This window comes from Klebsiella variicola, assembly GCF_000828055.2.
In the GTDB taxonomy this organism is placed as follows: domain Bacteria; phylum Pseudomonadota; class Gammaproteobacteria; order Enterobacterales; family Enterobacteriaceae; genus Klebsiella; species Klebsiella variicola.
This window is the reverse complement of record NZ_CP010523.2, coordinates 5,305,347-5,321,486: the sequence shown is the minus strand read 5'-3', so window position 1 is coordinate 5,321,486 and position 16,140 is coordinate 5,305,347. Positions and strand designations below refer to the sequence as shown.

The 16,140-nt window shown below is 58.4% G+C and carries 16 protein-coding genes; 9 read left to right on the top strand and 7 right to left on the bottom strand.

The annotated features are described in order from the left end of the window. Positions 1 to 49: 49 nt before the first annotated feature. The 4 genes from hemY to hemC are packed head-to-tail and all read right to left on the bottom strand — an operon-like array spanning position 50 to position 4,131. Positions 50 to 1,246 (bottom strand): protoheme IX biogenesis protein HemY, encoded by a 1,197-nt coding sequence (gene hemY / locus SP68_RS24835; protein ID WP_008807956.1) that lies wholly within the window; start codon positions 1,244 to 1,246, stop codon positions 50 to 52. Between the two features lie 3 nt (positions 1,247 to 1,249). Further along, complete coding sequence (hemX, locus tag SP68_RS24830; protein WP_022065883.1) at positions 1,250 to 2,431, bottom strand: uroporphyrinogen-III C-methyltransferase; 1,182 nt, start codon at positions 2,429 to 2,431, stop codon at positions 1,250 to 1,252. A 21-nt stretch (positions 2,432 to 2,452) separates the two neighbouring features. After that, positions 2,453 to 3,193: a uroporphyrinogen-III synthase gene (gene hemD / locus SP68_RS24825; RefSeq protein ID WP_022065882.1), complete on the bottom strand. Its 741-nt coding sequence runs from the start codon at positions 3,191 to 3,193 to the stop codon at positions 2,453 to 2,455. Then, on the bottom strand, positions 3,190 to 4,131 hold the full coding sequence (gene hemC, locus SP68_RS24820) for a hydroxymethylbilane synthase (RefSeq protein WP_008807953.1): 942 nt from the start codon (positions 4,129 to 4,131) through the stop codon (positions 3,190 to 3,192). The genes hemD and hemC overlap by 4 nt, the downstream gene beginning before the upstream one ends. A gap of 357 nt (positions 4,132 to 4,488) precedes the next feature. Between hemC and cyaA the strand changes: the two genes are divergently transcribed. Beyond that, the gene (gene cyaA / locus SP68_RS24815) at positions 4,489 to 7,041 is read left to right on the top strand and encodes a class I adenylate cyclase (protein WP_002883383.1); all 2,553 of its coding nucleotides are present in this window, start codon (positions 4,489 to 4,491) and stop codon (positions 7,039 to 7,041) included. Between the two features lie 133 nt (positions 7,042 to 7,174). Here cyaA and cyaY read toward each other — a convergent pair whose 3' ends face one another. Then, positions 7,175 to 7,495: an iron donor protein CyaY gene (gene cyaY / locus SP68_RS24810; protein WP_002883389.1), complete on the bottom strand. Its 321-nt coding sequence runs from the start codon at positions 7,493 to 7,495 to the stop codon at positions 7,175 to 7,177. 138 nt (positions 7,496 to 7,633) lie between these two features. Here cyaY and lptM point away from each other — a divergent pair, with 138 nt between their 5' ends. From lptM to corA, 8 genes are all read left to right on the top strand, one after another. Then, positions 7,634 to 7,837 (top strand): LPS translocon maturation chaperone LptM, encoded by a 204-nt coding sequence (lptM, locus tag SP68_RS24805; protein ID WP_004886794.1) that lies wholly within the window; start codon positions 7,634 to 7,636, stop codon positions 7,835 to 7,837. A gap of 35 nt (positions 7,838 to 7,872) precedes the next feature. Then, on the top strand, positions 7,873 to 8,697 hold the full coding sequence (gene dapF / locus SP68_RS24800) for a diaminopimelate epimerase (protein WP_040970793.1): 825 nt from the start codon (positions 7,873 to 7,875) through the stop codon (positions 8,695 to 8,697). Next, the gene (locus SP68_RS24795; protein ID WP_008807952.1) at positions 8,694 to 9,401 is read left to right on the top strand and encodes a DUF484 domain-containing protein; all 708 of its coding nucleotides are present in this window, start codon (positions 8,694 to 8,696) and stop codon (positions 9,399 to 9,401) included. The genes dapF and SP68_RS24795 overlap by 4 nt, the downstream gene beginning before the upstream one ends. Beyond that, entirely contained in the window at positions 9,398 to 10,300 is a 903-nt protein-coding gene (gene xerC, locus SP68_RS24790) for a tyrosine recombinase XerC (protein ID WP_040970796.1), read from the top strand. The genes SP68_RS24795 and xerC overlap by 4 nt, the downstream gene beginning before the upstream one ends. After that, entirely contained in the window at positions 10,300 to 11,016 is a 717-nt protein-coding gene (yigB, locus tag SP68_RS24785; protein ID WP_012969191.1) for a 5-amino-6-(5-phospho-D-ribitylamino)uracil phosphatase YigB, read from the top strand. Before xerC ends, yigB begins: the two co-directional genes overlap by 1 nt. 63 nt (positions 11,017 to 11,079) lie before the next feature. Then, positions 11,080 to 13,242, top strand: coding sequence for a DNA helicase II (gene uvrD / locus SP68_RS24780; RefSeq protein ID WP_012543235.1), 2,163 nt, complete (start codon positions 11,080 to 11,082; stop codon positions 13,240 to 13,242). Positions 13,243 to 13,390: 148 nt separating this feature from the next. Beyond that, positions 13,391 to 13,447 carry a YsgD/CorL family protein gene (gene ysgD / locus SP68_RS29160; protein ID WP_349815745.1) on the top strand — a complete coding sequence of 19 codons (57 nt, stop codon included), beginning with the start codon at positions 13,391 to 13,393 and terminating at the stop codon, positions 13,445 to 13,447. A gap of 150 nt (positions 13,448 to 13,597) precedes the next feature. Continuing rightward, on the top strand, positions 13,598 to 14,548 hold the full coding sequence (corA, locus tag SP68_RS24775; RefSeq protein WP_012543234.1) for a magnesium/cobalt transporter CorA: 951 nt from the start codon (positions 13,598 to 13,600) through the stop codon (positions 14,546 to 14,548). 43 nt (positions 14,549 to 14,591) lie between these two features. On the opposite strand, the gene rarD is transcribed toward corA, so the two are convergent. Together rarD and yigI are read right to left on the bottom strand one after the other, a co-directional pair. Next, the gene (gene rarD, locus SP68_RS24770; protein WP_002883402.1) at positions 14,592 to 15,485 is read right to left on the bottom strand and encodes an EamA family transporter RarD; all 894 of its coding nucleotides are present in this window, start codon (positions 15,483 to 15,485) and stop codon (positions 14,592 to 14,594) included. Positions 15,486 to 15,533: 48 nt separating this feature from the next. After that, positions 15,534 to 15,998 (bottom strand): acyl-CoA thioesterase YigI, encoded by a 465-nt coding sequence (yigI, locus tag SP68_RS24765; protein WP_008807947.1) that lies wholly within the window; start codon positions 15,996 to 15,998, stop codon positions 15,534 to 15,536. Positions 15,999 to 16,140: the final 142 nt, after the last annotated feature.

Below are 16,140 nucleotides of genomic sequence, written 5' to 3'. Positions count from 1 at the left end.
GGCGGGGGAGAAGGGCTATCGCCCCGCAGGAGGCGATAGCCATGGCAGGTTACGGCTGAGGATTATTCTGCAGCGTCAGCAGCAGCCCATCGCGGCGCATAGCGGCGGCTTCTTCCGGCTGATGCAGGCGATCCAGGGCATCCGCCAGCCAGGCGTAATCAAAGGCATCCGGACGCTGCTTAAGCGCGGCGCGGAAGGCGATGCTGGCCTCCTGCCATTCGCCGTGCCGCATCAGCGACTGGCCCAGGGTACTCCACAGCAGCGGACGGTCGCCAACGGCTTTGATCTGCTGGCGCAGCACTTTCTCCAGCTGTTCCGGGTTATTGGTCTTCAGACGCGGGATCGGCATCACCAGACGGTCATCATACTGTTTCTTCAGACCATCAATGATAATTTGCTGCGCGGTATCGTGATCGTCGCTCTCGATGAGGCGCTCGGCCATTGCCACCTGCAGCGGCACCAGCGCCCGTGTTTTACGGCTCTGGTTGCGCCACCATTCGCGCAACCCTTCGCTGCCGCCGTCGGCCAGCGCTTTATCCATCAGGCCAACCCAGGCCAGCTGTTCCAGCGCAGCGCGGTGCTCTTCATCGCCGACGTTAGCTTTCGCCATCGACGGAATGATGTCCAGCAGCGACTGCCAGGCGCCGGTGCGGGTGTATGCCTGTTCGGCGAGGCGCAGCACTTCAGGATGACGCGGAGTAATTTCCAGCAGCTTATCGATGCCATGGCGCGCGGCGTGATTTTCATTACGCGCCAGCTGCAGGCGAACGCGGGTGATTTCCACCGGGATCAGGTCATCGCCCGCTAGCTCGGTGGCGCGCTCCAGATGCTGGTTGGCCCGCGCTTCATCGCCGCGCTGCTGGGCCGCTTCCGCCGCCAGCAGATAGTTCACCACCGGTTGTTCGGCGTGATCGGCATTTTTCGCCATCAGCTTCTCAACCTGCTGGTAATCACCTTCCGCCAGCTTGAGAAGCGCCTGCTCGGTTTGCTTACGCGCGCGACGGCGTTTACGGCCGACAAACCAGCCGCGCGTATGCGCCCCGGTGCGGAAAATGCGGCGCAGCAGCCATTCGATGGCGAACAGCACCACCATGGCGAGGATCAGAATGATCACCAGCCCGGTGACGCTGGTCTCGATATTGTAATTATCGGTCTGGATCAGGACGTAGCCCTGATGCCCGGCGATCATCGGGCCAAGCACGATCCCGGCGATCAACAGCGCGAAGAGTAGAAGAATTTTCAGCATGCGTTACTCTCCTTGCGGCGCAGCAGGGGCGGCCGGTGCAGCAGGGGCTGGTGAGGGCGCGCCGCCCGCGGTAACGGCAGGCTGCGCCATCAGGTTGCGCACCCGAGTCTGCATCAGTTTTTCCAGCAACGCCTGGCTCTGCAGCGTTTCCGGCACCGTCATGGTAATGCTTTGCTGACTGAGCTTATCCACCTCGTCGAGGAAGGCTTTGGTGGTGGCGTCATCAGTATCGTAATAGGCGCGTACCCAGGTCGAGACGTTATCCAGCGACTGTTTCCAGGTCTCTTCCTGATGGCGCGGCACTGCCTGCGCGGCGACCAGCAGGCGAGAGCGAATATTTTCCCGCAGATAGATATCCTGATTCGGCGCCAGCAGCGGGACCGCGGTTTCATCGCGGCGGCGCACGGTGATAAAGCTGTCCATAAAGTTCTGCCAGCTTTTCTGCAGATTGACGCGCCATTCGCTGATAGAGCTGGAAAGCTCGTCGCTATCAGAGTCCATCGGCGAATCGTCATCGTTATTATCGGCCAGCCGCAGGTTGTCGATTTGGTTCGCCAACTGATTCACCTTGAGGATCATACCGTCGTAGTCCACCTGGCTTACCGCGGATAGGGTGGCGATGTCGTCGGTGATGGCCCGGCGGGCGCCGATCAGGCTGGGGTCATTCATGTCGGCGAGGCTGGCGTCGGCGCTTTTTAGCAGCGCGGCGGCGGTGGTGACATCCTGATCGCTCCACAGCTTACGTCCCGCCAGCTTGACGAGGAAATCGGCCTGGGCCAGCAGCCAGGTTTTGGCATCGCTGCCCGAAATCACGGCGACTTTCTGCTGCAACTCATCAAGCTGTTTGGTCAGGGTTTCCTGCTCGTGTTTGGCCTGACTCAGCTGGTCGGCCTGCTGTTTGATAATGCCTTCCAGTTCGCTCTTTTGGCTCTCCTGCGCTTTTTGCAGTGCCGCAAGCTGGCCTGATAATTCAGCGGTGGTTGCGTTTTGCCGCGTGGCCTGCTGTTTGTTCAGGCCATACAGGCCGATGCCAGCGGCTATCGCAATGGCGATAGCGATCGCGCTGAGCGCCAGGCTGGTTTTGTTACCCGCCTTCTTCTTATCGTTGTTCTCTGGCTGTGGTGTGGTTTCCACGGCCTCCCTGGTCTCTTCAACCACGGCGGATTGATTTTGTTGTTCCGTCATTATGGCTTCCAATGTTGAGAGTTATTGTAATGCGCGTAGCAGCGCATCGTTGTCAGCGTTATCGGCAACCTGAATCTCCTGCCAGCCCAGTTCCCGGGCCTGAAGGGCCAGACGTTCGCTGACAACGACAAGGCGGCAGTGCAGGAGCCACTGTTCGCGATACCATTGCGGTATGAGCGACCACAGCTGCTGCAGCATCTCACCGCTGGTGACCACCAGCGTGGTGACCCCGCGAGACTGCCAGCGCATCGCTTCTTCTGCGCCATCGTAATGTTTTGCACTACGTTGATAACATTCACAAAATGTGACCCTGGCGCCGCGTTCAGCCAGCGTGGCGCCTAAGAGTTCCCGCCCACCATTGCCGCGTAGGATCAGCGCATTTCTCCCGGCAATGTTTTGTAATTCAGGTAATTGTAGCAAGACTTCGCTAATTTCCCGATCTAACGGGTAACGGATGTGCTGCCCGCTGACCGTATGCAGGGCCAGCGCCGTCGTTCGACCAATGGCAAAATAGTGCGGAGAAGTGGGCCAGGGCAGGCCTTGCTGCTGCAGACGGGCATGGGCGAATTCCACCGCATGCTGGGATAGCGCAAACAGCAGGTCGTCGGACCCCAGATGGGCAAGATGGTCGCCCAGCACGGGAAGCTCCCGGCCAGGCGTAAATTCTATCAGCGGAAAGCTCCAGGCCACGCGTCCCATGGCCCGCAGACGGCTGACCAGCGCTTCCCCTTGCGGGAGTGGACGAGTGACCAGGATGCTCATCGTGGGGCTTCTCCATCATAAACTGCCGCGAGAATGTCGCGGGCGCCGTTATCCAGGAGCTCTTCCGCCAGCGAGATGCCGAGCGCTTCGGCCTGCTCTGCTGGCCCGCGCCGTTCGCCGCGTACCATCTGCGAACCATCCGGGGCGCCAACCAGCGCCCGCAGCCACAGTTCGCCGTTGACGAGTTCCGCATAGCTGCCAATTGGCACCTGACAACCGCCTTCGAGGCGGGTGTTCATCGCCCGTTCGGCGCGCACGCGTACCGCGGTTTCCGCATGGTTGAGGGGCGCTAACAGCGCCTGGGTCCATGCATCGTCAAGACGGCATTCGATACCCACCGCGCCCTGGCCGACGGCCGGCAGGGATTGCTCCGGCGACAGCGGCTGGCGAATACGCGCTTCCAGTTTCAGGCGCTTCAACCCGGCGGCGGCAAGGATAATGGCGTCATACTCACCGTTATCCAGTTTACTCAGCCGGGTACCGACGTTACCGCGCAGAGAGCGGATCACCAGGTCTGGACGGGTGGCGGCCAGCTGGCACTGACGGCGTAAACTTGACGTGCCAACGACGCTGCCGGCCGGCAGTTCGTCAATTGAGGCATAGTGATTGGAAACAAACGCGTCGCGCGGATCGTCGCGCTCGCAGATGGTGACCAACCCCAGGCCCTCCGGGAATTCCACCGGGACATCTTTCATCGAATGGACGGCGATATCGGCCCGCCCTTCGAGCATGGCGAGCTCTAACTCTTTCACAAATAAGCCCTTGCCGCCCACCTTTGCCAGGGGCGTATCAAGGATGACATCACCGCGCGTAACCATCGGCACCAGCTCGACGTTCAGTCCTGGATGCGCTTGTTCCAGGCGCGCTTTAACATACTGCGCCTGCCATAGCGCAAGCGGGCTTTGCCGTGTGGCAATTTTCAAAACTTTGTCTAACATGCTTGTTACCGTCATTGTCGACCACTATCCATCCTAACATTGTTGTCTTACGGATGTTAGTTTTCACGGTTTATGTGGGAGATGGCTCCGGCCTTCTCTTTTTTAACCTTTCATGCGCGTGGCGGTTGCCGGAGGCGTAGTGAGGAATTTACAGGTAATAAACGGTGCTACACTTGTATGTAGCGCATCTTTCTTTACGGTCAATGAGCAAGGTGTTAAATTGATCACGTTTTAAACCATTTGTCCGTCCGCTGCTCATCACAACCACACCGACGACGAATGGTGACGGTTTTTGTTGAAATACTGAAATCCTCCGTACTATTGTACTTCGGGTTTTTGAACATCAGGCGATATGTCTTGTACCTCTATATTGAGACACTGAAACAGAGACTGGATGCCATCAACCAATTGCGCGTGGATCGCGCGCTTGCTGCCATGGGACCCGCTTTCCAGCAGGTTTACAGTCTACTGCCAACGTTACTACATTATCATCACCCGCTGATGCCGGGTTACCTTGACGGTAACGTTCCCCGTGGCATTTGCCTCTACACGCCTGATGAAACCCAACGCCACTATCTTGAAGAACTGGAGCTGCATCGCGGCATGCAGACCCAGGAGCCGCCGAAAGGCGAGCTGCCGATCACCGGCGTCTACTCGATGGGCAGTACTTCCTCTGTTGGTCAGAGCTGTTCTTCCGATCTGGATATCTGGGTATGTCACCAGGCCTGGCTGGATAGCGAAGAGCGCCAGCTGCTGCAGCGAAAATGCAGCCTGCTTGAGAGCTGGGCGGCCTCGCTCGGCGTGGAAGTCAGCTTCTTCCTGATCGACGAAAACCGCTTTCGTCATAATGAAAGCGGCAGTCTCGGCGGCGAAGACTGCGGTTCGACTCAGCATATCCTGTTGCTCGATGAGTTCTATCGCACCGCGGTGCGCCTCGCCGGCAAGCGTATTCTGTGGAATATGGTGCCGTGCGATGAAGAAGAGCATTACGATGATTACGTCATGGGGCTGTATGCCCAGGGCGTGCTGACGCCTAACGAATGGCTCGATCTCGGCGGCCTCAGTTCGCTGTCGGCGGAAGAGTACTTCGGCGCCAGCCTGTGGCAGCTGTATAAAAGTATCGACTCCCCCTATAAAGCGGTGCTGAAAACGCTGTTGCTGGAAGCCTACTCCTGGGAATACCCCAATAACCGCCTGTTAGCGAAAGATATCAAACAGCGTCTACACGACGGCGAGATTGTCTCCTTCGGCCTCGACCCGTACTGCATGATGCTGGAGCGCGTGACCACCTATCTACAGGCCATCGAAGATGAAACCCGCCTCGACCTGGTGCGCCGCTGCTTCTACCTGAAAGTTTGTGAAAAACTCAGCCGCGAACGCGCCTGCGTCGGCTGGCGTCGCGAAGTCGTCAGCCAGTTGGTGAATGCCTGGGGCTGGGACGAAAAGCGTCTGATGATGCTCGACAACCGCGCCAACTGGAAAATTGATGAGGTGCGCAAGGCGCACAACGAACTGCTCGACGCCATGATGCAGAGCTATCGTAATCTGATCCGCTTCGCGCGGCGCAATAACCTTAGCGTCTCCGCCAGCCCTCAGGATATTGGCGTGCTGACCCGTAAGCTGTATGCGGCCTTTGAAGCGCTACCGGGGAAAGTGACGCTGGTGAACCCGCAAATTTCGCCGGATCTGTCGGAACCGAACCTGACCTTTATCCACGTGCCGCCGGGCCGTGCCAACCGTACCGGTTGGTATCTGTATAACCGCGCGCCGGATATGGAATCGATCATCAGCCATCAGCCGCTGGAATATAACCGTTATCTTAATAAGCTGGTGGCCTGGGCCTGGTTTAACGGCCTGCTGACCTCACGCACCCGCCTGTTTATTAAGGGCAACGGCATCGTCGATCTGGCGAAGCTGCAGGAGATGGTGGCCGACGTGTCGCACCACTTCCCGCTGCGCCTGCCGGCGCCGACGCCAAAAGCACTGTACAGCCCGTGCGAAATCCGCCATCTGGCGATTATCGTCAACCTCGAATATGACCCGACCGCGGCCTTCCGCAATCAGGTGGTGCACTTCGACTTCCGTAAACTGGATGTTTTCAGCTTCGGTGAAGAGCAAAAATGTCTGATCGGCAGCGTCGACCTGCTGTATCGCAACTCGTGGAACGAAGTGCGTACGCTGCACTTTAACGGCGAGCAGGCGATGATCGAAGCGCTGAAGACGATCCTCGGCAAAATGCATCAGGACGCCGCGCCGCCGGACAGCGTGGAGGTGTTCTGCTATAGCCAGCACCTGCGCGGCCTGATCCGCACCCGCGTGCAGCAGATGATCTCCGAATGCATCGAACTGCGTCTCTCCAGTACCCGCCAGGATACCGGGCGCTTCAAAGCGCTGCGCGTCTCCGGCCAGACGTGGGGGCTGTTCTTCGAGCGTCTTAACGTTTCGGTGCAGAAGCTGGAAAACGCCATTGAGTTCTACGGCGCTATCTCGCACAACAAGCTTCACGGGTTGTCGGTGCAGGTGGAAACCAATCACGTTAAGCTGCCGGCGGTGGTGGATGGCTTCGCCAGCGAAGGGATTATTCAGTTCTTCTTTGAAGACGCGGATAACAACGACAGCGGCTTTAACATCTATATTCTTGATGAGAGCAACCGCGCCGAGGTCTATCATCACTGCGAGGGCAGTAAAGAGGAACTGGTGCGCGACGTCAGCCGCTTCTATTCGTCATCGCACGATCGTTTCACCTACGGCTCCAGCTTTATCAACTTCAACCTGCCGCAGTTCTATCAGATTGTCGAGGTAGACGGGCGCACCCAGGTGATCCCCTTCCGTACCCAGGCGATTGCCGCCGCGATACCCACCAGCCAGGACGTTACCGCTTCGCCGGTGCTGCAGCAGCGCTACTCGTAGATTTGGCCCGGATAAGGCGTGAGCCGCTATCCGGAGATATTCCCTGCTGGCGCTGCGCTTAGCAGGGCTACGGTTCTAAGTCGTCGGGTAGCCCGGATAAGGCGCGATGCGCCGCCATCCGGGAAACACGTCATTAACGGAATTTCACCGTCTCACCGGCCTGCTGGCTCGCCGCCTGCTCCAGCAAATCCCAGAAGGTCTCGCCGCTGCGATCGCAGATCCACTCGTCGCCTTTGAGATCAAAATGGTAGCCGCCCTGTTTGGTGGCCAGCCACACCTGGTGCAGCGGCTCCTGACGGTTGATAATGATTTTGCTGCCGTTTTCAAAGCTGATGGTCAGCACGCCGCCGTTGATTTCACAGTCGATGTCGCTATCGCCGTCCCAGTCGTCCAGGCGTTCTTCGATGGTCATCCACAGGCTATCCGCCAGGCGATGGAATTCACTGTCGTTCATGGTTCTATCCTGCTTTTTTGAAGATGGCGGCAGTATAGCGCGAAACAAAAGCGCGCGCAGTCGGATGCTAAACGCTTGCTTTTACGTCTTCTCCTGCGATGATAGAAAGCAGAAAGAATGAATCACGGGCAACTATCAATGAAAAACGTTTTTCCTACGCTTGCCGTTTTGTTTGCGATCTTCAGCCTGACCGGCTGCGGTCTGAAAGGGCCTCTCTATTTCCCGCCGGCGGACAAAACCGCGCCGCCGCCGACCAAACCGGTTAACCCTGGCATTCAGAGCTCAACGCCGGATCGTAACGATCGTGGCGATACCGGTGGTCCGAGCCAGGTCAATTACTAACGATAACGTTCTGTTCCGCGCAACTGGAGTAGATGATGCAGTTCTCTAAAATGCATGGCCTTGGCAACGATTTTATGGTCGTTGACGCGGTAACGCAGAATGTTTTTTTCTCGCCGGAGTTGATTCGCCGCCTGGCAGATCGCCATCTTGGCGTCGGGTTCGATCAGCTGTTGGTCATCGAGCCGCCCTACGATCCCGATCTGGATTTTCATTACCGGATCTTTAACGCCGACGGCAGCGAAGTGTCGCAGTGCGGCAACGGCGCGCGCTGTTTTGCCCGCTTTGTCCGGCTGAAAGGCCTGACCAATAAACGTGATATTCGCGTGAGTACGGCCAACGGGCGTATGGTATTAAGCGTAACGGAAGACGATCTGGTGCGGGTGAATATGGGCGAGCCTAACTTTGAGCCGTCCCAGGTGCCGTTCCGCGCCAACAAAGCGGAAAAGACCTATATCATGCGTGCCGCCGAGCAGACAGTATTGTGCGGCGTGGTGTCCATGGGGAATCCGCACTGCGTCATCCAGGTGGATGACGTGGATACGGCGGCCGTAGAAACCCTCGGCCCGGTGATGGAAAGCCACGAGCGTTTTCCGGAGCGCGCCAATATCGGCTTTATGCAGGTGGTCGGCCGGTCCCACATCCGTCTGCGCGTCTACGAACGCGGCGCGGGGGAAACCCAGGCCTGCGGCAGCGGCGCCTGCGCCGCGGTGGCGGTAGGGATCCAACAGGGGCTGCTCGCTGAAACGGTACGCGTGGAGTTGCCCGGCGGTCGTCTTGATATCGCCTGGAAAGGCCCGGGCCAGCCGCTGTTTATGACCGGCCCGGCGGCCCATGTCTATGATGGATTTATTCATTTATGAAACCAATCGGGGAAGAACAGCAGGAGGTTACCAGCGCGTTGAACGATCGGGCGGTGGTGGACTATCTGTTGCAACATCCTGAATTTTTTATTCGTAATGCCGCCCAGGTTGAACATATCCGTGTCCCGCATCCGGTCCGCGGTTCGATTTCGCTGGTGGAGTGGCACATGATGCGGGCGCGTAACCATATTCATGTGCTGGAAGAGAATATGTCGCTGCTGATGGAGCAGGCGGTCGCTAATGAAAGCCTGTTCCAGCGCCTGCTACAGCTGCAAACGCGGCTGGCGGCCGCGGAGAGCCTCGACGATATGCTCAACCGCCTTCATCGCTGGGCTCGCGAGCTGGGGTTAGCTGGCGCCACGGTGCGCCTGTTCCCTGACTGCTGGCGCCTCGGCGCGCCCTCGAAGTTTACCCATTTGGCGTTAAGCCGGCAGGCGTTTGAGCCGATCCGTATTCAACGTCTGGGCCAGGCGCGCCACTATCTTGGGCCGCTGAACGGTCCGGAGCTGCTGGTGGTGCTACCGGAAGCGAAGGCCATTGGATCCGTGGCGATGTCGATGCTGGGCGGCGATAACGCTCCGGGCGTGATGCTCTTTAGCAGCCGCGATGCGCAGCATTATCAGTCAGGGCAGGGGACGCAGTTGCTGCAGGAAATTGCGCAGATGCTCCCTGGCCTGCTGGAGCGCTGGATTGAACGCGCATGACCGACTCTCCGCTTTTCGCCTGCGTCGACCGCTTCCTGCGCTATCTCGGCGTTGAGCGTCAGCTTAGCCCGATTACGCTGACTAACTACCAGCGTCAGCTGGACGCGTTGATCGCCCTGGCGGATGAGGCTGGGCTGAAAAGCTGGCAGCAGTGCGATGCCGCTCAGGTGCGTAGCTTTGCGGTACGCAGCCGCCGTGCGGGTTTAGGCCCGGCGAGCCTGGCGCTGCGGCTTTCCGCGCTACGCAGCTTCTTTGACTGGATGGTCAGTCAGGGCGAACTGGCCGCTAACCCGGCGAAGGGGATTGCGGCGCCGAAAATTCCCCGCCACTTGCCGAAAAATATCGATGTCGATGATGTAAATCGGCTGCTGGATATCGACCTCAACGATCCGCTGGCGGTGCGCGATCGGGCGATGCTGGAAGTGATGTACGGTGCAGGTCTGCGTCTGTCTGAGCTGGTCAACCTTGATATTAAGCACCTCGACCTCGAAAGCGGTGAGGTTTGGGTGATGGGCAAAGGCAGCAAAGAACGCCGTTTGCCGATCGGTCGTAACGCGGCGGCGTGGATTGAGCACTGGCTGGATTTGCGCGGCCTGTTCGGTACTGACGACGACGCGCTGTTTTTGTCGAAGCTGGGTAAACGCATTTCGGCGCGCAACGTGCAGAAGCGATTTGCCGAGTGGGGGATTAAGCAGGGGCTGAACAGCCATGTGCACCCGCACAAGCTGCGCCACTCCTTTGCTACCCATATGCTGGAGTCGAGCGGCGATCTGCGCGGCGTGCAGGAGCTGTTGGGCCATGCTAACCTCTCCACCACTCAAATCTATACCCATCTTGACTTTCAACACCTTGCCTCGGTGTACGATGCCGCGCATCCGCGCGCTAAACGGGGGAAATAATGCGTTTTTACCGACCTCTGGGCCAGATTTCCGCACTGACGTTTGACCTGGACGACACCCTATATGATAACCGCCCGGTGATTGACCGGACGATGCACGAGTCGCTGGCCTTTGTGCGCAATTACCATCCGTCGCTCAGCCAGTTCGATGCCCATGAGCTTAACCAACTGCGTCAGACGCTGCTGGCATCTGAGCCGGAGATCTACCACGACGTGACCGTCTGGCGCCATCGTGCGCTGGAGCTCGGCATGCGTAACGCTGGGCTCTCCGCCGAAGCGGCAAAAGCCGGCGCCGATGCGGCGATGGAAAACTTCGCCCACTGGCGCAGCCGGGTCGATGTTCCGCAGGAGACCCACGATACGCTGGCGAAGCTGGCACAGAAGTGGCCGCTGGTGGCCATTACCAATGGCAACGCCCGCCCCGAGCTGTTCGGCCTGAGCGACTATTTCCGCTTCGTGCTGCGCGCGGGTCCGGATGGTCGTTCCAAGCCGTTTGCCGATATGTATCACCTGGCGGCGGCGCGTCTGAATTTACCACTCGGGCACATTCTGCACGTCGGCGATGATCTGACGACCGACGTCGCCGGTTCGCTACGCTGCGGGATGCAGGCCTGCTGGATCAAACCGCAAGGCGCGGACCTGATGCACACCGCGGACAGCCGCCTGCTGCCGCATATTGAAATTTCACGGTTGGCATCTCTGACCTCGCTGATATAATCACCAGTCACTCTGTATATATTAACAGGGGTTCATGGAACCCCTTCTCTTCCGGCGGTGCCAATGGACGTTTCTTACCTGCTCGACAGCCTTAATGACAAACAGCGTGAAGCCGTAGCGGCCTCGCGCACCAATATGCTGGTTCTGGCAGGGGCGGGCAGTGGTAAGACGCGCGTTCTGGTGCACCGTATCGCCTGGCTGCTGAGCGTGGAGAACTGCTCGCCGTACTCGATTATGGCGGTGACCTTTACCAACAAAGCGGCGGCGGAGATGCGCCACCGTATCGGCCAGCTGATGGGCACTACCCAGGGCGGCATGTGGGTAGGCACCTTCCACGGCCTCGCGCACCGTCTGCTGCGTGCGCATCATCTGGACGCCAACCTGCCGCAGGATTTCCAAATCCTCGACAGCGAAGACCAGCTCCGTCTGCTGAAGCGTCTGATTAAGGCGATGAACCTCGATGAGAAGCAATGGCCGCCGCGTCAGGCGATGTGGTACATCAACAGCCAGAAAGATGAAGGGCTGCGCCCGCATCACATTCAGAGCTACGGCAACCCGGTCGAGCAGACCTGGCAGAAGGTCTATCAGGCCTACCAGGAGGCCTGCGACCGCGCCGGGCTGGTGGATTTCGCCGAGCTGCTGCTGCGCGCGCACGAGCTGTGGCTGAACAAGCCGCATATCCTGCAGCACTATCGTGAGCGTTTCACCAATATCCTTGTCGATGAATTCCAGGACACCAACAACATCCAGTACGCCTGGATCCGCCTGCTGGCGGGCGATACCGGCAAGGTGATGATCGTCGGCGATGATGACCAGTCGATTTACGGCTGGCGCGGTGCGCAGGTTGAGAACATTCAGCGCTTCCTCAACGACTTCCCCGGCGCGGAAACTATTCGCCTGGAGCAGAACTATCGTTCAACCAGCAATATTCTTAGCGCTGCCAACGCCCTGATTGAAAACAACAACGGGCGCCTGGGCAAAAAGCTGTGGACCGACGGTGCCGACGGCGAGCCGATTTCGCTGTACTGCGCCTTCAACGATCTCGACGAAGCGCGCTTCGTGGTGAACCGCATTAAAACCTGGCAGGAGAACGGCGGCGCGCTGGAGCAATGTGCCATTCTCTATCGCAGTAACGCCCAGTCGCGCGTGCTGGAAGAGGCGCTCCTGCAGGCCAGCATGCCGTACCGTATCTACGGCGGTATGCGCTTCTTCGAACGTCAGGAAATCAAAGATGCGCTCTCTTACCTGCGCCTGATTGCCAACCGTAACGACGATGCAGCGTTTGAGCGGGTGGTCAATACGCCGACTCGCGGCATCGGCGATCGTACGCTGGACGTGGTACGCCAGACGTCGCGCGATCGTCAGCTGACGCTGTGGCAGGCCTGCCGCGAGCTACTGAAAGAGAAAGTGCTGGCTGGCCGTGCCGCCAGCGCTCTGCAGCGCTTTATGGAGTTGATTGACGCGCTGGCGCAGGAAACCGCCGATATGCCGCTACATGTTCAGACCGATCGGGTGATTAAAGACTCCGGGCTGCGCGCGATGTACGAGCAGGAGAAAGGCGAGAAGGGCCAGACCCGTATTGAAAACTTAGAGGAACTGGTGACGGCGACGCGCCAGTTCAGCTACAACGAAGAAGATGAAGACCTGATGCCGCTGCAGGCGTTCCTCTCCCACGCCGCGCTGGAAGCGGGCGAGGGGCAGGCGGACACCTGGCAGGACGCGGTTCAACTGATGACCCTGCACTCGGCGAAAGGGCTGGAATTCCCGCAGGTGTTTATCGTCGGCGTCGAAGAAGGGATGTTCCCGAGCCAGATGGCCCTTGATGAAGGCGGCCGCCTGGAAGAAGAGCGTCGCCTGGCCTACGTTGGCGTGACGCGCGCCATGCAGAAGCTGACGCTGACCTACGCCGAAACCCGCCGTCTGTACGGCAAAGAGGTTTACCATCGCCCGTCGCGCTTTATTGGAGAACTGCCGCAGGAGTGCGTAGAAGAAGTGCGTCTGCGGGCCACGGTGAGCCGTCCGGTAAACCACCAGCGACTGGGGGCGCCGATTGCCGAGAGCGATACCGGCTACAAGTTAGGTCAGCGGGTGCGCCATCCGAAGTTTGGCGAAGGCACTATCGTCAACCTCGAAGGCAGCGGCGAGCACAGCCGGCTGCAGGTGGCTTTTCAGGGCCAGGGAATCAAATGGCTGGTGGCGGCTTACGCGCGGCTTGAGACGGTGTAACTTTAAGAAAAATATCATTATTTTGTAATATTCTGCTACCTTTATACGTTAAGGCGCCTGATTTGCGCTTTCGCGTTCCGTTGCGTGTTGACGCCGATTTTGCGCTGGCGTAACATGCGCGCACGATTACGCTAAGAGGACATTCGCCTTGGACACACCCAGTAGATGCTGGCTCAACTTCCTGTCATTCAGGAACAACTCCTAAGGCTATCCTCTTATGCTGATAGCCTTAGCGGTTGTCAGCGACCTGCCCTATTCCCGTCGCGCTGAGTCAGGCTTAATGGTCTGAAACCCAATTTGTTTCTGTGTGCCCACCGAACTGTCCGATAATTTTTTTGCATTGGGAGTCCCGGTCATGCTGAGCGCATTTCAACTGGAAAACAATCGTTTAACGCGCCTGGAAGCCGATGAGATCAAGCACCTCGCCAGCTCGGTGTGGGTCGATCTGGTCGAGCCTGACGACGATGAGCGAAGCCGCGTGCAGACGGAACTGGGTCAGAACCTGGCGACGCGCCCGGAACTGGAAGATATCGAAGCCTCCGCGCGTTTCTTTGAAGATGAAGACGGGTTACACATCCACTCGTTCTTCTTTTTTGAAGATGCGGAAGATCACGCCGGCAACTCTACCGTGGCGTTTACCATCCGCGAAGGCCGCCTGTTCACGCTGCGCGAGCGCGAACTGCCCGCTTTCCGCCTGTACCGTATGCGCGTGCGCAACCAGACGCTGGTCGACGGTAACGCCTACGAACTGCTGCTCGACCTGTTCGAAACCAAAATCGAGCAGCTGGCGGATGAAATTGAAAATATCTACAGCGACCTGGAAAAGCTGAGCCGCGTGATTATGGAAGGCCATCAGGGCGACGAGTACGATGAAGCGCTGTCGACGCTGGCGGAACTGGAAGATATCGGCTGGAAGGTCCGCCTCTGTCTGATGGATACCCAGCGCGCGCTGAACTTCCTCGTGCGTAAGGCGCGCCTGCCGGCGGGCCAGCTGGAACAGGCGCGGGAGATCCTGCGCGATATCGAATCCCTGCTGCCGCACAACGAATCGCTGTTCCAGAAGGTGAACTTCCTGATGCAGGCGGCGATGGGCTTCATCAACATCGAGCAGAACCGCATCATCAAAATTTTCTCGGTGGTCTCGGTAGTGTTCCTGCCGCCAACCCTGGTGGCGTCCAGCTACGGGATGAACTTTGAATTTATGCCTGAGCTGCACTGGAGCTTCGGCTACCCGGGGGCGATCGTCTTTATGATGCTGGCCGGCCTGGCGCCATATCTCTACTTCAAGCGTAAAAACTGGCTGTAAAAAAAGGGAGCGTCGGCTCCCTTTTTTATTGTCAGAGGCCAGCTTAGCCTCTGCGCAGCCGGCGCTGGGTATACAGCGCATCGACGATAAATACCGCCAGCGCGACCCAGATAAAGCCGAAGGTCACCATTTTATCCTTGCCCGGCACTTCGCCGTAGAACGTCACCGCCAGCAGGAACATCAGCGTTGGGCCGATGTACTGGAAAAAGCCCAGCGTGGAGAGCCGCAGGCGCGTTGCCGCGCCGGTGAAGCACAGCAGGGGAATGGTCGTGACTACGCCCGCGGCCATCAGCAGCAGATTGAGCGACCAGGGGTTCTCCCCCATATGGCTGGTCGGGCTATCAGTGATGCCAAACAGCCAGATTGCCGCCACCGGCAGTAGCCACAGCGTTTCCACCAGCATGCCGGTCTGCGCGTCGACAGCGATTTTCTTCCGCACCAGACCGTAAAAGGCAAAACTGAAGGCCAGCCCAAGGCCGATTATCGGCAGCGAACCAAAGGTCCACAGCTGGACCAGCACGCCGCAAAAGGCGAGGATCACCGCCAGCCACTGCAGGCGACGGAAGCGTTCGCCGAGGAAAATCATCCCCAACAAAATATTCACCAGCGGGTTGATAAAGTAGCCGAGGCTGGCTTCCAGCATATGGTGGTTATTCACCGCCCAGATGAACAACAGCCAGTTACCGCCGACCAGCACTGCCGAGAGCGCCAGCAGGAAGATCTTGCGCGGCGTCTTCAGCAGCTTTTTCACCTGCGGCCACTGGCGGCTGACGCTGATGAGCGCCACCATGAAGAAGAAGGACCAGATCACGCGATGGGTCAGAATTTCATCGGCGGGAACATAGTAGATAAGTTTGAAGTACGCTGGCGCGATACCCCAGATAAAGTAGGCGGCGAGGGCCAGAATGATCCCCAACCGCGTCTGTTTCGCATCCATCGGTAAAATCCATTGCCAAAGAGAGTGATGTTACTCGATTTTGGCCAATCAACCCACCATATAGGTGGCCGTTGCGCTGGCAATATAGACCTGAGCTTCGTTATGCAGTTCCACGCGGGCTACCGCCACTTTATTGCCGGCGCGCAGCAGGCTGCTGGTGGCGGTAAACCGTTCACCGCGGCCCGGACGCAGGTAGTCTACGCGCAGGTCGATGGTTCCCATGCGGGAGAGGCGTTGACGCAGCTCTTCTTCGTTGATGGTGTCATGGCGGGTGAGGGTGCTGCCGACGCAGACCAGGCCAGCGGCGACGTCCAGCGCGGAGGCGATCACTCCGCCATGCAAAATACTCTGCGCCCAGTTGCCGACCATCATCGGCTGATTATTAAAGCTGAGCTGGGCAAACGCCTTTTCATAGCGCTCCAGTTCGAGACCGAGGGCACGGTTAAACGGCATGTGATAGACGAAAATCTCCCCCACCAGTTTCAGCGCTGCTTCGGCAGTAAGTTCAGACATAACACCGGTTCCATTCGTTAACAAAATGTTGATTTTATGCTTCTAAGATATTGATTTCCACTTTCGGAGCGGATTAGGGGGCAGGTGATTAATAAACAGGTAGAATGGCTTCAGGTTAAACAAAAATAAAAACTATTTATCA

What these genes read in the sequence shown, in the direction of transcription:
- hemY (WP_008807956.1), bottom strand. Translation starts at nt 1,246, where the DNA reads ATGCTGAAAATTCTTCTACTCTTCGCGCTGTTGATCGCCGGGATCGTG.
- hemX (WP_022065883.1), bottom strand. Translation starts at nt 2,431, where the DNA reads ATGACGGAACAACAAAATCAATCCGCCGTGGTTGAAGAGACCAGGGAG.
- hemD (WP_022065882.1), bottom strand. Translation starts at nt 3,193, where the DNA reads ATGAGCATCCTGGTCACTCGTCCACTCCCGCAAGGGGAAGCGCTGGTC.
- hemC (WP_008807953.1), bottom strand. Translation starts at nt 4,131, where the DNA reads ATGTTAGACAAAGTTTTGAAAATTGCCACACGGCAAAGCCCGCTTGCG.
- cyaY (WP_002883389.1), bottom strand. Translation starts at nt 7,495, where the DNA reads ATGAACGACAGTGAATTCCATCGCCTGGCGGATAGCCTGTGGATGACC.
- lptM (WP_004886794.1), top strand. Translation starts at nt 7,634, where the DNA reads ATGAAAAACGTTTTTCCTACGCTTGCCGTTTTGTTTGCGATCTTCAGC.
- dapF (WP_040970793.1), top strand. Translation starts at nt 7,873, where the DNA reads ATGCAGTTCTCTAAAATGCATGGCCTTGGCAACGATTTTATGGTCGTT.
- SP68_RS24795 (WP_008807952.1), top strand. Translation starts at nt 8,694, where the DNA reads ATGAAACCAATCGGGGAAGAACAGCAGGAGGTTACCAGCGCGTTGAAC.
- xerC (WP_040970796.1), top strand. Translation starts at nt 9,398, where the DNA reads ATGACCGACTCTCCGCTTTTCGCCTGCGTCGACCGCTTCCTGCGCTAT.
- yigB (WP_012969191.1), top strand. Translation starts at nt 10,300, where the DNA reads ATGCGTTTTTACCGACCTCTGGGCCAGATTTCCGCACTGACGTTTGAC.
- uvrD (WP_012543235.1), top strand. Translation starts at nt 11,080, where the DNA reads ATGGACGTTTCTTACCTGCTCGACAGCCTTAATGACAAACAGCGTGAA.
- corA (WP_012543234.1), top strand. Translation starts at nt 13,598, where the DNA reads ATGCTGAGCGCATTTCAACTGGAAAACAATCGTTTAACGCGCCTGGAA.
- rarD (WP_002883402.1), bottom strand. Translation starts at nt 15,485, where the DNA reads ATGGATGCGAAACAGACGCGGTTGGGGATCATTCTGGCCCTCGCCGCC.
- yigI (WP_008807947.1), bottom strand. Translation starts at nt 15,998, where the DNA reads ATGTCTGAACTTACTGCCGAAGCAGCGCTGAAACTGGTGGGGGAGATT.